General features: G+C 38.4%; 16 protein-coding genes and 1 other annotated feature. All 16 genes read right to left on the bottom strand.

Going from position 1 to position 15,572, the window contains the following annotated elements; all coding sequences use genetic code 11:
- Positions 1-2 precede the first annotated feature (2 nt).
- Positions 3-308, bottom strand: coding sequence for a phosphoribosyl-AMP cyclohydrolase (gene hisI / locus KI356_RS11430; protein ID WP_002117475.1), 306 nt, complete (start codon positions 306-308; stop codon positions 3-5).
- Positions 305-1,063, bottom strand: a complete 759-nt coding sequence (gene hisF, locus KI356_RS11425; protein ID WP_002117473.1) for an imidazole glycerol phosphate synthase subunit HisF — start codon at positions 1,061-1,063, stop codon at positions 305-307. The genes hisI and hisF overlap by 4 nt, the downstream gene beginning before the upstream one ends.
- Positions 1,057-1,776 carry a 1-(5-phosphoribosyl)-5-[(5-phosphoribosylamino)methylideneamino]imidazole-4-carboxamide isomerase gene (gene hisA / locus KI356_RS11420; RefSeq protein ID WP_212935460.1) on the bottom strand — a complete coding sequence of 240 codons (720 nt, stop codon included), beginning with the start codon at positions 1,774-1,776 and terminating at the stop codon, positions 1,057-1,059. The genes hisF and hisA overlap by 7 nt, the downstream gene beginning before the upstream one ends.
- The gene (gene hisH / locus KI356_RS11415; protein ID WP_128281697.1) at positions 1,749-2,378 is read right to left on the bottom strand and encodes an imidazole glycerol phosphate synthase subunit HisH; all 630 of its coding nucleotides are present in this window, start codon (positions 2,376-2,378) and stop codon (positions 1,749-1,751) included. The genes hisA and hisH overlap by 28 nt, the downstream gene beginning before the upstream one ends.
- Positions 2,379-2,963 carry an imidazoleglycerol-phosphate dehydratase HisB gene (gene hisB, locus KI356_RS11410; protein ID WP_002117469.1) on the bottom strand — a complete coding sequence of 195 codons (585 nt, stop codon included), beginning with the start codon at positions 2,961-2,963 and terminating at the stop codon, positions 2,379-2,381.
- On the bottom strand, positions 2,963-4,252 hold the full coding sequence (gene hisD, locus KI356_RS11405; RefSeq protein WP_128281698.1) for a histidinol dehydrogenase: 1,290 nt from the start codon (positions 4,250-4,252) through the stop codon (positions 2,963-2,965). Before hisD ends, hisB begins: the two co-directional genes overlap by 1 nt.
- Positions 4,253-4,262: 10 nt before the next feature.
- A complete protein-coding gene (gene hisG / locus KI356_RS11400) occupies positions 4,263-4,898 on the bottom strand; it encodes an ATP phosphoribosyltransferase (protein WP_002202661.1) in 636 nt (211 codons plus the stop codon).
- Positions 4,874-6,136 (bottom strand): ATP phosphoribosyltransferase regulatory subunit, encoded by a 1,263-nt coding sequence (locus KI356_RS11395; RefSeq protein WP_212935459.1) that lies wholly within the window; start codon positions 6,134-6,136, stop codon positions 4,874-4,876. Before KI356_RS11395 ends, hisG begins: the two co-directional genes overlap by 25 nt.
- A gap of 308 nt (positions 6,137-6,444) precedes the next feature.
- Positions 6,445-7,026 (bottom strand): 3-isopropylmalate dehydratase small subunit, encoded by a 582-nt coding sequence (gene leuD, locus KI356_RS11390; RefSeq protein ID WP_212935458.1) that lies wholly within the window; start codon positions 7,024-7,026, stop codon positions 6,445-6,447.
- Positions 7,004-8,398, bottom strand: a complete 1,395-nt coding sequence (gene leuC, locus KI356_RS11385) for a 3-isopropylmalate dehydratase large subunit (protein WP_212935457.1) — start codon at positions 8,396-8,398, stop codon at positions 7,004-7,006. Before leuC ends, leuD begins: the two co-directional genes overlap by 23 nt.
- Entirely contained in the window at positions 8,398-9,462 is a 1,065-nt protein-coding gene (gene leuB, locus KI356_RS11380) for a 3-isopropylmalate dehydrogenase (RefSeq protein ID WP_212935456.1), read from the bottom strand. The genes leuC and leuB overlap by 1 nt, the downstream gene beginning before the upstream one ends.
- A gap of 77 nt (positions 9,463-9,539) precedes the next feature.
- On the bottom strand, positions 9,540-11,060 hold the full coding sequence (gene leuA, locus KI356_RS11375; RefSeq protein WP_212935455.1) for a 2-isopropylmalate synthase: 1,521 nt from the start codon (positions 11,058-11,060) through the stop codon (positions 9,540-9,542).
- Position 11,061: 1 nt separating this feature from the next.
- Positions 11,062-12,072, bottom strand: a complete 1,011-nt coding sequence (gene ilvC, locus KI356_RS11370; RefSeq protein ID WP_128281704.1) for a ketol-acid reductoisomerase — start codon at positions 12,070-12,072, stop codon at positions 11,062-11,064.
- A 27-nt stretch (positions 12,073-12,099) separates the two neighbouring features.
- Entirely contained in the window at positions 12,100-12,609 is a 510-nt protein-coding gene (gene ilvN / locus KI356_RS11365; protein WP_212935454.1) for an acetolactate synthase small subunit, read from the bottom strand.
- A complete protein-coding gene (ilvB, locus tag KI356_RS11360; protein WP_128281705.1) occupies positions 12,606-14,306 on the bottom strand; it encodes an acetolactate synthase large subunit in 1,701 nt (566 codons plus the stop codon). Before ilvB ends, ilvN begins: the two co-directional genes overlap by 4 nt.
- 73 nt (positions 14,307-14,379) lie before the next feature.
- Positions 14,380-14,606, bottom strand: a binding site (T-box leader).
- 16 nt (positions 14,607-14,622) lie between these two features.
- Entirely contained in the window at positions 14,623-15,519 is an 897-nt protein-coding gene (ilvE, locus tag KI356_RS11355) for a branched-chain-amino-acid transaminase (protein WP_002011723.1), read from the bottom strand.
- Positions 15,520-15,572 lie beyond the last annotated feature (53 nt).

Genomic DNA, 15,572 nt, shown 5'->3' with positions numbered 1-15,572 from the left:
CCCTATATAATTTTGTAGTGAAAACACGTTTTTTCTCCCGTATGGCAAGCAGGCCCTACTTGCTTTACGACAACAACGATTGAATCTTGATCACAGTCTAAATAAAGTGATTGCACATATTGGACATTTCCCGATGTATCTCCTTTATTCCATAACGATTGTCTCGAACGGGAATAAAACCATGTTCTTTTCGTTTCCAGCGTCTTGTCATACGCTTCTTCATTCATATAAGCTAGCATTAAAACTTCTTTCGTATCTTCCTCGATAACAACAGCTGGTATCAATCCTTTTGAAAAGTTAGGTTTCATAACCGCACCTCAACATTTGCTTCTCTTAATTTTTTCTTTACATCCTGTACAGTGGCCTCGCCATAATGAAAGATTGATGCTGCTAATGCTGCATCAACTGTTGTCTTTTGAAATACTTCTATAATGTGATCCACATGACCACATCCACCTGATGCGATTACTGGAACAGAAACGCTGTTTGAAATTGCTTCTGTTAAACGAAGATCATATCCGTTTTTCGTTCCATCTGCATCCATACTCGTCAACAAAATTTCTCCTGCCCCGAGCTCGACAACGCGCTTCGCCCATTCTATTGCATCCATTCCCGTATCAAGTCTTCCGCCATTTACGTATACATTCCATTTATCTTCTGCTACTTTTCTAGCATCGATTGCTACGACAATACATTGTGAGCCAAAATGTTCTGCACCTTCCTGAATTAACTTTGGATTTCGCATTGCCGCTGAGTTTATTGAAACTTTATCCGCTCCAGCTCTTAGTAAATTGTACATATCTTGAACATTTGAAATCCCCCCGCCAACTGTGAGAGGAATGAATACTTTTGAAGCAGTTTTTTCTACAACATCTATAATCGTTTTTCGCCCTTCATGCGTCGCAGTAATATCTAAAAATACGATTTCATCTGCTCCCGCATCATTATATAATGCGGCTATTTCAACAGGATCACCGACGTCTTGTAACCCTATAAAATTTACACCTTTTACTACCCGCCCTTCTTTCACATCTAGACATGGAATAATTCGTTTCGCTAACATAGTTTTGTAACCTGTAACACTTCTTCTAAATCAATCGTTTTCTCGTAAAGTGCCTTCCCAATGATGACTCCATATATATTCATATCATTTAATCTTTTCACATCTTGAATAGATGCCACTCCTCCAGAAGCAATCACATGAATGCCCACACTTTTTTGCAGTAACTCTAATTGTTCAAAGTTCGGACCTGCAAGCGTCCCATCTTTTGAGATATCTGTAAACACAATCGTTTGAACACCTAAACTTTCCATTTGCTTTGCTAAATCAATGTAAGAAACTTCAGACACATCGAGCCACCCCCTCGTTGCTACGAAACCATTTTTCGCATCAATTCCAACTATGATTTGCTCTTTATATAGACGAATCACTTCTTCTAAAAATGATTTATCATATAGCGCTGCTGTTCCTAATATCACTTTTTCTACACCTACTGACAACAACTTCTCCACTGCCGAAAGTGACCGAATACCTCCTCCAACTTGCACCGGAATACGCACCGCCTTGCATATTTTTTCAATGACAGGTAAATTTACTGACTCTCCAGCAATTGCTCCATCTAAATCAACAACGTGTAGTATTTTCGCTCCAATTTTTTCAAATATGATTGCTTGTGCGACTGGATCTTCATTCATCACCGTTTCTTTACTAAACTCTCCTTGATACAGCCTTACGCATCGCCCTTCTTTTACATCGATAGCTGGGAAGATTTCCATGCTTCTACCACCCCTTTGAAATTTTTTAACATTTGCATTCCAATTTCACCACTTTTTTCAGGATGAAACTGTGCGCCAAATATATTTCCTTTTGCTACAAAACCAGGTACCTTCACTCCATATTCACTTGCCCCATACACAATCTCATCCGGACAATCTGCATAATAAGAGTGGACATAATATACGAAAGAACCGTCCTCTACTCTATTCCAAAGCGATATTTCTCCTTCTTTTTTTAATTCATTCCACCCCATATGCGGGATTTTATAAGGAACTTTTAACTTTCGAATGACACCTGGCAGTAAATTTAATCCGTTACAGTCTTGTAGTTCCTCACTTTTTTCAAATAAAAGCTGCATTCCTAAGCAAATGCCTAGAAGCGGTTTTCCTGATTTCCCAACTTCTTTTAGCACATATACTAAATTTTTTTCTTCTAAAACGTCCATCGCTTTCGGAAATGCGCCCACTCCTGGTAAAATAACTCCATCACTTCTCAATATTTCTTCTTTATCATCTGTTACGATGTACTCTGCTCCAATATATTTTAATGCTTGTTCCACACTGCGAATATTTCCCATTCCATAATCTATAATTGCAATCAATTACAACATCCCTTTCGTTGAATTTACACCAGTAATATTGGCATTTTTATCGACTGCCTCTCTAAGAGCTCGACCGAACGCTTTAAATAAAGCTTCAATTTTGTGATGTGTATTGCTTCCGTATAGAATGCGAGCATGTAATGTAATATTTGCAGCATGGGCAACTGCTCTAAAAAATTCTTCCGTTAATTCTGTGTCAAAATCTCCTAGCTTCGGATTTGTTAATTCACCTTGAAATACAATATATGAGCGCCCACTTATATCAATCGCGACAAATCCTAAAGATTCATCCATCGGTACATATGCTGAGCCGTAACGGTTAATCCCCTCTTTATTTTGCAATGCTTCTTTCAAGCAAGTTCCGAGTACAATTCCAACATCTTCAACCGTATGATGCGCATCAACGAATACATCACCTTCAGCTTCAACTTGCAAACCGAATCTTCCATGCCTAGCAAATAAAGTTAGCATATGATCAAAAAAACCAACTCCCGTTTGCACAGAAACACTCGTACTTTCATCGAGCTGCAAACTTAATTTAATCTTTGTTTCAGTCGTCTCACGTGCTTGACTAGATTGGCGCATTATTCTTCCTCCTTAAACCTAATTTGGATCGCTCTTGCGTGTGCATGTAAACCTTCTTTATTTGCAAGTTCTACAATATGATGCTGTACACTTCTTAACGCTTCTTCCGTATAAGAAACGAAGCTTGATTTTTTCACAAAATCATCGACGGATAACGGAGAGAAAAACCTTGCCGTTCCACTTGTCGGTAATACATGATTCGGCCCCGCCAAATAATCTCCGAGCGGTTCAGGTGCATATGGACCAAGAAAAATTGATCCAGCATGCTTTACATAAGCTAGAGCATTCATTGGCTCTTTTATGTGTAACTCTAAATGTTCTGGAGCAATTTCATTTGATAATTGAAATGCCTCTTCTAAAGAAGGAACAATAAAAATTGATCCATTTCTTTTTATTGACTCACGAGCTATTTCACTTCTTGGTAACGTCTCTAGCTGTCTTTCTATTTCTCTTTCTACTTCTTTAGCAAGCTGTACATTCGTTGTAATACAAATAGCAGTCGCTCTCACATCATGCTCTGCTTGTGATAATAAATCCGCAGCAATATATTCGGCATTTCCTGTTTCATCTGCGATAACTACAATTTCTGATGGTCCAGCAATCATATCGATATTTACTATCCCGTATACTTCTCGTTTTGCTAGAGCGACATACAAATTTCCGGGGCCAACTATTTTATCTACTTTCGGAATCGATTCTGTTCCATATGCTAAAGCAGCAATTGCTTGAGCACCACCGACCATATAAATTTCATCTACACCTGCAAGACTTGCGGCAGCTAAAATATGCGGATCAATTCCTCCTTGCCTCGGCGGTGTTACCATTACAATTTTTTTCACTCCTGCGAGTTTTGCTGGCAATACATTCATTAATACTGATGAAGGATACGAAGCTGTCCCGCCCGGCACATATACCCCTACATTTTCTAACGGCCGAATGAGCTGTCCTCTAATTACCCCTTCACTCACGCAATCGAACATAGATTGTCTTTTTTGCTTTTCGTGATACGAGACAATATTTTTCTTTGCCTCTTCTAACGCTTCTAAAAAAGCTTGTTCTACAAACTTACTTGCTTGTTTTATTTCTTCTGCACTTACACGAAAATTTTTTATCTCTACACCATCAAACTTTTTTGTGTACAAAGATAAAGCCTCATCCTTACTCTCTCTTACATTTCGAACAATTTCTCTAACATTTCTTTGAACAGTTTCTTCTATTATATTAGCGCTTTCTCGTAGCAGTTTTATTTTGGATAACGCCTCTTTGAAATCTTCATAAACTATCTCCATTTTACCCCCCCTACTTCCCTGACAAAATTTCTTGTTCCATCATATTTATAATACCGAATATTTCGTCTTTTTTAGTTTTCAGTGCAGCCTTATTTACAATCATTCGAGCTGATATAGAGCACATTTCCTCAAATACAATTAATCCGTTTTCTTGTAATGTTTTTCCTGTTTCAACAATATCCACAATTGCATCTGCCAACCCTAGAAGTGGAGCAATCTCTACAGATCCTTCTATTTTAATAATTTCTACATCCTCCCCTTTATCATGAAAATATGTAGAAGTAATGTGCGGATATTTCGTTGCAATTCGTTTTTTTCGATAACTCTTCGGATTATACGTAGGAATAGAAGCGACACAAAATTTACACACGCCTACTCCTAAATCCACCATCTCATATATATCTTTCTCACATTCCATTAATATATCTTTTCCAACAACTCCAATATCAGCTACGCCATGTTCTACATAAGTAGCAACATCTACCGCTTTCACTAAAATAAATGAAATGTTTGTGTTTTTACTTTTAAAAACAAGTTTTCTTCCTTTATCTTTGAGCTCTGAACAATCAATTCCAATTTTCTCAAACAGTGGAATAACATGCTTTTCTAATCTTCCTTTCGTTAACGCAATTTGAATGTTACGCATGAAGCCTCCCCTTCTTTCTGGATGATCCATTTCTCTCTCCATACATATTCCACTAGTGACTCACTCTTCGCCTCAACGACTGTCATTATTTTATTCTTGTTTGCAAATTGAAAAGTATCGTTTAAATTTGAGAATAAAGATAACTGAGCATTCTTCCCGTCCTTTTGAAGTAAATTTCGTAACCTTTCCGCTTCTGCTAATCTATTTAACTCATAATGAATCATAATATCTATTCTCTTTCGTTTATATGGTTCTTGCTGCTCTTGAAGTGCCTTAACAATTTGATTTACTTGCACCGCGAGCCCAACAGCTGGCATCATCTCTCCAAAATTTCCAATTAACTCATCATATCTTCCGCCACTAACAATCTCTTCTCCAATTTCATATATATACCCTTTGAAAATAACACCCGTATAATAATCCAAATGTTGAACCATACCTAAATCAATTGATATGTAAGATCCATATCCTAACTGTTCAATTGTTTCATATATTTCTTTCACTCTGGCAATGGCCATTTTCATTTCATTACTTGAGGCGAGTTTTTCTGCTTCCTCAATAACATCTAAACTCCCGAATAACCTTGGTAGTTTCTCAAGTAATCTTACTGTTTCATCACACCGATCTAATTTTTTTTCTTCAATAAAATTTGAGAGACCAGCATAATTTTTACTCTCAATATATGTTCTAAGTACCCTCTCTTCTTCACCATGAATGGAGAGTTTTTTTACAATACATTTATATAACTGCACTTGCCCAATCTCAATTGTAAAAGATTGTACCTTCAATTTTTGAAGTGCTTGAATTACGCTTATGACACACTCAATTTCTGCTCTTACATTATCAATCCCGATAATTTCAATACCACTTTGTACCATTTCATTATATTTTCCAGAAAGAGACTCATTCGCCCGAAATACATTTCCGCTATACGTCACTTTAAGAGGAGTGTCCCGTCTCTGCGTTCCAATTACTCTTGCTAAAGGAATTGTCATATCTGGGCGCAGTACAATAATTCGTCCTTTTTCATCAAAAAATTTATACATCTTTTCTTCATCTATCGGCCTGTTTTGAAATGCAAAAACATCGTAAAATTCAACTGTAGGTGTCCTTATTTCTTCATAACCTCTATCTAAAAAGGTCCGTCTTAATTTTTGTTCCACTTCTTCAATTAACGTACATTCTTCGAATAAGTAATCCCTCGTTCCATTCGGATTTGCACGCTTCCACTTTGTCATCTAAATTCACACACCCTTCCCTCTCTAATGTATGCTCATTCCATTCACCTAAACCGAAAATAAAAAGAGCCTTGTAGAAAAAATACCTACAAGGCTCTTTAGTAGAGTGTAGGTACAACGGGAATAACCCTTGTGCCTACACGTTTTCACGTTAGGTTCAAGGGTTTCATGTATGATGATGTAGTTGTGTAAGCATTTTAATGGATTGCATTGTTTTCATAATACTTACTCCCTTTCTCCTCTGATTTTCACATAGTATATAACAGTTAATTCTGAATGTAAATACATTTTTAATATTCCGTTATTTCTTAATATAAGGCTATCTCCCTTTCATACTCTCCAATTTCTCGTTCGTATTGCATCGTAATGCTAATTTCATCTAGACCATTTAATAATTTCTCTTTCCACATTTTCTCGATTGTAAAATGAAATCTGTGCGTATTCGTAGTAACTACTTCATTCTCTAAATCGACTTCCATTTGATCTCTCGCATTCGTTTTGGCAAGTTGTTCACGCATCTCTTTATCCATTACAATCGGTAACATACCATTCTTCATACAATTCATATAAAAAATATCTGCAAATCCTCCGGCGATAATAACGCGGAAACCATAATCCGCAAGCGCCCACGGAGCATGTTCTCTTGAAGAACCACATCCAAAATTATCACCTGTAATTAATATACTTGCTCCTTTTCGTTCTTGTGCATTAAGGGGAAAATTAGGATTTTCATGACGCTCATTATCGTAACGCCACTCATCAAATAAATACTTTCCAAATCCCGTCCTTTCAATTCTCTTTAAGTATTGCTTCGGAATAATTTGATCTGTATCAATGTTATCATTCATAAGTACTGCGGCAGTACCTTTATGAATACGAAATGGCTCCATCGTAACTCTCCTTTCTAATATCAACAAAATGCCCATATAATGCAGCTGCTGCAGCCATAGCTGGACTTACTAAATGTGTTCTTGCCCCTTTCCCTTGCCTTCCTTCAAAATTACGATTTGAAGTAGAAGCACAATGTTCTCCTTCAGGTACTTGATCTGGATTCATCCCAAGACACATTGAACATCCAGGCTCTCTCCATTCAAATCCAGCTTCTTCAAATATGTGATGCAATCCTTTTTGCATCGCGGCTTCTCTTACTCTTTTAGACCCAGGCACAACAAGTGCTCGCACACCGTCTTTTACCTTTCTCCCTTTCACAACAGATGCGGCAATTTCTAAATCGGATAATCGAGAATTTGTGCAAGATCCAATAAAGACATGCTTAACTGGAATTTCATACGTACTTTGTCCAGGGTTTAATCCCATATACGAAAATGCTCTTTCATCATTTGCATCATGCTTTTCTGGCAACTTTTCATCAATACGAACACCCATACTCGGATTTGTTCCCCAAGTAACGTACGGCGCTAAATCCGTAACATCTATTGAAATATGTAAATCATAAACTGCATCTGAATCTGTATAAAGTTCCGACCATTTTTTCTTAATAGATTCATAATCTTTCGGTGCATATTTACGCCCTTTTACATAAGAAAATGTTTTTTCATCTGGTGCAATAATGCCCGCTTTTGCTCCCCCTTCAATTGCCATATTGCAAAGCGTCATCCTCTCTTCCATCTCCATAGCATGAATCGTCTCTCCGTAAAATTCCATTACATATCCAGTTCCAACTGCTACACCGTACTTTGAAAGAAGATGCAAAATAATATCTTTTGCATAAACACCTTTCTGTAATTTTCCTTTTAACTCAATGCCCATCGCTTTCGGTTTTCGTTGCCACAACGTTTGTGTTGCTAATACATGTTCCACTTCACTCGTACCAATACCAAACGCTAGCGCACCGAATGCACCATGAGTAGCCGTATGACTATCACCGCAAACAATCGTTTTCCCTGGCTGTGTAAGCCCAAGTTCTGGCCCTATAACATGAACAATCCCTTGCTCTTCATCACCGATATCCGCTAATGGCACCTGAAATTGTTTACAGTTCTCACGAAGTGTATCCAATTGCTGCTTCGCAATACGATCAGTAATATTCCAAACATCTTTCGTTGGAATATTATGATCCATTGTTGCAAATGTTAATTCTGGTCTCCGGACAGTTCGATTTGCAAGCCGCAAGCCTTCAAAGGCTTGCGGTGACGTTACTTCATGAACGAGATGAAGATCGATATATAATAAATCCAATCCATTTTCGTTTGTCGCAACTACATGTCTCTCCCAAAGCTTATCTAGTAATCTTTTTCCCATTATCGTCCTCTCCCTACTAGCGCTTGCTCTTCCATCTCTTGCATAACTGCCTTCGTAAATGAAGTTGTCGTTTCATCTCCCCCGATATCTGCTGTACATTTTCCAGATTTAAGAACTGCAGAAATTGCGGATTCAATCGCATATCCTTCTCTCGTTAATCCAAATGATTGCCCAAGCATCATCGCAACCGAACGCATCATCGCAATTGGGTTCGCCTTATTTCTCCCCGCAATATCTGGTGCTGATCCGTGAATAGGCTCATATAAAGATGGCCCGTTTTCCGCATGACTCGCTGATGGAAGCATTCCTAATGACCCCGCTAATACAGAAGCCTCATCACTTAAAATATCACCAAACAAATTCTCTGTTACGATAACGTCAAATCTCCTTGGGTTCCGAATTAGCTCCATAGCAGCTGCATCTACTAAAATGTGCTCTAATTCAACACCTGGATAACGAAGGCCTACTTCTTCCGTCACAGTTCTCCACAGCTTACTAGACTCTAAAACATTCGCTTTATCAATAGATGTTACTTTTCTCTTCCGCTTACTCGCTAATTGAAAAGCATAAGAAACGATACGTTCAATTTCATGGCGATGATACGTAAGTGTATCTGTTGCTACTTCGTCCGTTCGTTCTTTCGGATAAGAAAAATAAATCCCACCTGTTAATTCACGAACAACAACGAAATCAATTTCATCAGCGTTTTTTAATGGTGATAAATGTGCAGTTGCGCTTTCTACCGTTACAGGTCGAACATTCGCAAATACACCAAGTCCTTTCCTTAAAGCTAATAATCCTTTCTCCGGCCTTTCTTTCGCATGATCCCAGCGAGGTCCACCAACCGCGCCAAGTAAAACCGCATCACTCGCTAAACAGGCAGCAAGCGTTCGCTGTGGCAATGGTTGCCCAGTTAAATCGATAGCAGCTCCGCCAAAGTACTCATCTTGTAAATGAAAATGATGTCCATATAGCCTCTCTACCATATGCAATACTTCCTTCGCACTTCCCATAATTTCTGGACCTACACCATCACCAGCTAAACAAACGATACGTTTTTCCAATTAAAACACTCCTTTTATCTGAATTTTCAGAAATATATTTTGATAAGTAAGGGACGAGTCCCTCACTTATCAAACAGTTACTTCACAAGAGTAATAAAAGATTTTAATTTTCCCGCCGCATGAACATACGCTCTCGCCGATGCTTCTAATACGTCTTGCGCAACACCAAAACCTGATACTTGATGAGTTCCTTCTTTTAATTCAACATGAACATGTGCAAGTGCATCTTGACCTTGCGTTATAGATTGTATGCGATAATCCGCTAAGTCACATTCTAATTCTAAAATTCTTTGAATTGCATTATAGATCGCTTCAATACTTCCAGAACCAGTTGCTGCATCTTCGTACATATTTCCTTCCTCATCTTTTAATACAACCGTTGCACACTGTGTACTATTTGATACGAAGTGTACTTGCAATTGCGTAATGCTATATTGTTGTGCCGAAAATGCTGCTTCACCAAGCATAAGCGCCCGTAAATCTTCTTCTGTAATTTCCTTTTTTCGATCAGCTAATTTTTTAAATGCTTCAAACACCGCATCTCGTTCTTCGTTTGTAAATTCGTAGCCTAATTCTTTCATTTTTTCCGTAAATGCGTGACGTCCAGAATGTTTTCCAAGTACAAATAAATTTTGAGATTCACCTATAAGCGCCGGTTCAATAATTTCATATGTCGTCACTTCTTTTAAAACACCATCTTGATGAATACCTGATTCATGAGCGAATGCATTTGCTCCAACAATCGCTTTATTTTTTGGTACAATCATACCTGTTAAACGACTTACTAATGTACTTGTCGCTTTAATTTCTTTTAACGTCATAGAGGATTCTGCTTCATAGAAATCTTTTCTAATATGGAGAGCAACTGCGACTTCTTCTAAGGCTGCATTTCCTGCTCTTTCTCCAATTCCGTTAATCGTTCCTTCTACTTGTAACGCTCCACCTTCAACTGCAGCTAACGAGTTCGCTACTGCCATCCCAAGATCATCGTGACAATGACAAGAGAAAATTGCTTTTTCATACGAAGGAACGGATTCTTGTAAGTATTTAAAAAGAGAATAATATTCTTCTGGATTCGTATATCCAACTGTATCAGGAATATTGATTACATTCGCTCCTGCACGAATCGCTACTTCTACTGCTTCAGCTAAAAACGCTCTCGATGTTCTTGTCGCATCTTCTGCTGAAAATTGTACTGTTGGAAATAATGATTTCCCAAGCATAACCGAGCGATGAATACTATCTAATACATCTTCTTTCGACATACAAAGCTTATATTTCATATGAATGTCACTCGTAGCTAAAAATACGTGTAAACGAGGAGATACAGCACCTTTCACTGCGTCATATGCTCTTCTAATATCGCTTTCCTTTGCTCTAGCTAAACTCATAACCGTAGCACTTTGAATGGTATTTGCGATACGTTTTACCGATTGAAAATCACCTTCAGAAGCCGCTGCGAATCCCGCCTCCATTACATTAATACCAAGTCTCTCTAGTTGCCTTGCAATCTGTAATTTCTCTTGTTCATTTAAATTAACTCCTGGTGATTGTTCGCCATCACGAAGCGTCGTATCCATGAACAAAATCTGCTTCATATTATTTAATCCCTACCTTTACTCGTGGCTGTACGAAAGGCATCATTTCACGTAATTTACGTCCAACTACTTCGATTTCATGTTCATTTTCCTTCTTATTTGTCGCCTGGAAATTTGGTCTTCCTGCTTTATGTTCTGCAATCCATCCTCTTGCAAATGTGCCATCTTGAATTTCTGCTAACACTTCCCCCATCGCTTTCTTCGTATCTTCAGTAACAACGCGTGGTCCTGATACGAAGTCCCCCCACTGCGCTGTATCTGAAACTGAATATCTCATATTTTCAAGTCCACCTTCATACATAAGGTCAACAATTAGTTTTAGTTCATGTAAACATTCAAAATATGCAAGTTCAGGTTGATAACCAGCATCAACTAGCGTTTCAAATCCTGCTTTTACAAGTGCAGTCACTCCGCCGCAAAGTACAGCTTGCTCTCCAAATAAATCTGTTTCTGTTTCTTCTTTAAACGTTGTTTCTAGTACACCCGCTCTCGTCGCTCCAATTCCATCTGCATAAGAGAGTGCCTTTTCAGTCGCAATTCCTGTTGCATCTTGATATACTGCAAATAATGCAGGAACAGCTCCCCCTTCAGCAAACGTACGACGCACTAGATGTCCTGGACCTTTCGGTGCTACTAGAAATACATCTACATTAGCTGGCGGTTTTACTTGATCAAAGTGAACATTAAATCCATGCGCGAAAACGAGAGAATTACCTGCTTGTAAATTTGGTGCAATTTCAGCTTCATATACTTCTGGCTGTAATTCATCAGGTAGTAGAATCATTACTACATCTGCTTTTTCCGCCGCTTCTCCTACTTTATATACAGAAAAACCGTCTTCTTTCGCCTTATCCCATGACTTCCCTTTCCTCAGTCCTACCACTACATCAAATCCATTATCACGTAAGTTTTGCGCATGCGCATGGCCTTGCGATCCATAACCGATGATTGCTACTTTCTTTTCCTTTAATACATTTACCGTTACGTCTTTTTCATAATAAACTTTCGCCATTTTCATTTCCCCCTATTTTTTAAATAATTATTGAATTAACATAACTTGTTTATCTTGTTTTTTCATACTACGTGTAAATGCTGTTACACCTGTTCTAGCAATTTCTTTCAAACCGTATGGACGAAGTAATTCAATTAACGCTTCTACTTTCTCCTGAGTACCTGTTACTTGCACCACTATGGAATCCTTCCCAACATCTATTACAGTGGCTCGAAATGGTTCAATTAAACTATACAATTCTGCTCTTGCTGCAGAAGTTGCTACCTTAATAAGTGCAAGCTCTCTAGCAATCATTGCTTCTTCTGTAATATCTGATACTTTCAGAACATCGATTTGTTTATGGAGTTGTTTAATTAACTGCTCAACTTGCTGTTCATTTTCAACGTGTACAACAATTGTCATTCTCGAAATATCTGATGATTCCGTATGACCTACTGAAATACTTTCAATATTAAAATGTCTACGTGTCATAACACCTGTAATTCGATTTAACACACCGCTTTGATTTCGAACTGTCGCTGTTACAATTCTCTTCACCTTTTTTCCACTCCCTCCATTTGGTGAACCCCTTTCCCTGGGGCAACCATCGGCATAACCTTTTCAGATTGAAGTACACGGCAATCAATTACAACAGGCTCTCTTAATTCAATTGCATACTGTAATTGTTGCTTTGCAAGAAGTGGGTCTTCAATACGAACACCTTTTATGCCATACGCATTGGCAAGTGCGACAAAATCTGGTTGGCATGAAAGTAAGGAGTGCGAATATCGCCTATTATAAAATTCCTCTTGCCATTGTCTTACCATCCCTAAAGCTTCATTATTTAAAATAAAAACTTTAACTGGTAAAGAATGCTCTTTTAACACACTAAGTTCTTGCAAGGTCATTTGAAATCCAGCATCACCGACAATTGCAATAACTAGTTCTTCAGGCTTTGCGATTTGTGCACCTATTGCTGCTGGAAACCCGAATCCCATTGTTCCCAATCCCCCAGAGGTTACCCATCTATCTGGATTTTTCAGTGGATAATATTGGGCTGCCCACATTTGATGTTGCCCAACATCTGTTGTTACAATCGCTTCTCCTTTCGTAATTTCGTATAGCATATCAATTGCATATTGAGGTTTAATACGTTCTGCATGTTCTTTGTAAGAAAGAGGGTATTTTTCTTTTCTACTATTCAATAACGAAAGCCAATCATTGTGATCTACTTCCCCTTCTTTAAAAGTGAGTATAGCTTCTAATGCTTGCTTCGCACTCGCAACAATAGGGATTTCAGTCGGCACATTTTTCCCAATTTCCGCTGGATCAATATCTATATGTGCGACAATCGCTTCTTTAGCAAAATAAGCTAAATTTCCAGTAAGACGATCATCAAATCTTGCACCTATATTAATAAGTAAGTCACATTCATATAATGCCATATTTGCGGTGTATGAACCGTGCATTCCTCCCATCCCTAGAAATAGTTCATCATCTGGCGGAAACCCGCCAAGACCAAGTAATGTATGAACAACTGGAATATGATATTTGCGAGCAAAGCTTGTTAATTCTTTCGATGCTTTCGCATGCAATACACCTGCTCCAGCTAAAATTAATGGCTTTTTTGAGACCTCAACCGCTTGTAATAATTTGTTTATTTGTAGTAGATTCGGTTCATAATTAGGCTGGTATCCTGGTAAATCCATTTGTACGTCGCTACATCTCTCGCCTTGCTCCACTACCATATCTTTCGGAAGGTCAATTACGACTGGGCCCGGTCTTCCTGTTCTAGCGATATGAAATGCTTCTTTAATAATTCGGGGTAAATCCGATGCTTTTCGCACTTGATAATTATGTTTTGTCACCGGCATCGTAAGCCCCATAATATCTGCTTCTTGGAAAGCATCACTTCCAATTAACGTTGTTGCTACCTGCCCTGTAAATACAACAAGCGGTAATGAATCAATCATCGCGTCAGCTAGACCAGTAATAACATTTGTAGCACCCGGTCCACTTGTTGCAATTACCACTCCTGGATTCCCTGTAATTCTTGCATATCCTTCAGCAGCATGAATTGCACCTTGCTCATGCCTCGTTAAAATATGCGGAATTTCACAATCATAAAGCGCATCATATAGAGGTAAAACCGCACCACCTGGATACCCGAAAATCACTTCTACTTCTTCCTTTTCTAGCGCTTCTAACAATAGCTGTGCACCAGTTGCCAGTTTCTCTTCCGTTTTTGAAGACATTTTTCTTATAAGCCCCCTTTTTTAAACCATTTATAAAATAAAAAAATCCTACGTCCACACTCCAGCTATGTGCTGAAGGGACGAAAGATTTCGCGGTACCACCCTTCTTCGCAAGATTACTCTTGCCTCAGTGACTCGGGATGAGTCTAGCTAATAACGGAGCTACCGTCTAAGCCTAAACAAACGCTTCAGCTTAGCACTCAAGGGTGATGTTCGTCGACGTGAACCATCGGTTTCCAGCAACCACCGACTCTCTGTGAGGCTTCACAGTCAACTACTCCTCCCTATCAACGCTTTATCATTTCATAAAGAGCTATTATCCAACTTTATTTTCTTCGTAAATTTTCTCTCCATCTTCTACAACTAATTTACGGAATTCTTCTAATAAACGATTCGTATGTGGCCCTGTTCTCCCTAAACCAATCGTTCTTCCATCTACTGTCGTAACAGCAATTACTTCAGCAGCTGTTCCTGTTAAAAACACTTCATCAGCTACATATACATCGTGCCTTGTAAATAATTCTTCTCTTACGTCATATCCAAGTTTTTCGCCGATTTCTAAAATCGCGTTTCGTGTAATACCTTCTAACGCTCCAGCAGAACTTGGTGGTGTAATTAATTTATTTCCCTTCACAATAAATACGTTATCTCCAGAGCCTTCAGCTACGTATCCTTGGTCATTTAACATAAGTGCTTCTTGTACTCCAGCTAGTTTCGCCTCAATGCGAACTAAAATATTATTTAAGTAATTTAAAGATTTTACTTGAGGTGACAAAACATCTGGGCGATTGCGACGCGTTGCAACTGTTATAATCGGAATCCCTTTTTCATAATATTCTTGTGGAAATAAAGATAATTGCTCTGCAATTACTACTACATTTGGTTTCGTACAAGAGTCGGGATCTAATCCCAAATTCCCAGGTCCTCTTGATACAACGAGGCGGATATATCCATTAGATAGTTTGTTTTGTCGAATCGTTTCAACAACGATTTTCGTTGCTTCTTCTAACGTATATGGAATTTCTAACATGATGGATTTCGCTGATTCATATAACCGGACAAGATGCTCTCTCAAACGGAAAACATTACCGCTATATACCCTAATTCCTTCGAACACTCCATCGCCATATAAATAGCCATGATCATATACTGAAACCTTTGCTTCGTCTTTTGGAACAAATTCTCCATTTAAGAAAATCCACTGCTCGTTCACTTGAAAGCGCCCCCTATGTTCTATGAGTTTTTTATTGTTTCCTAGTTTACTCT

The sequence above is a fragment of the Bacillus hominis genome (genome assembly GCF_018332515.1).
GTDB classification, from domain to species: Bacteria; Bacillota; Bacilli; order Bacillales; family Bacillaceae_G; genus Bacillus_A; species Bacillus_A hominis.
Note: the sequence above shows the minus strand (reverse complement) of the source record. Positions and strands in the feature narration are given on the sequence as shown.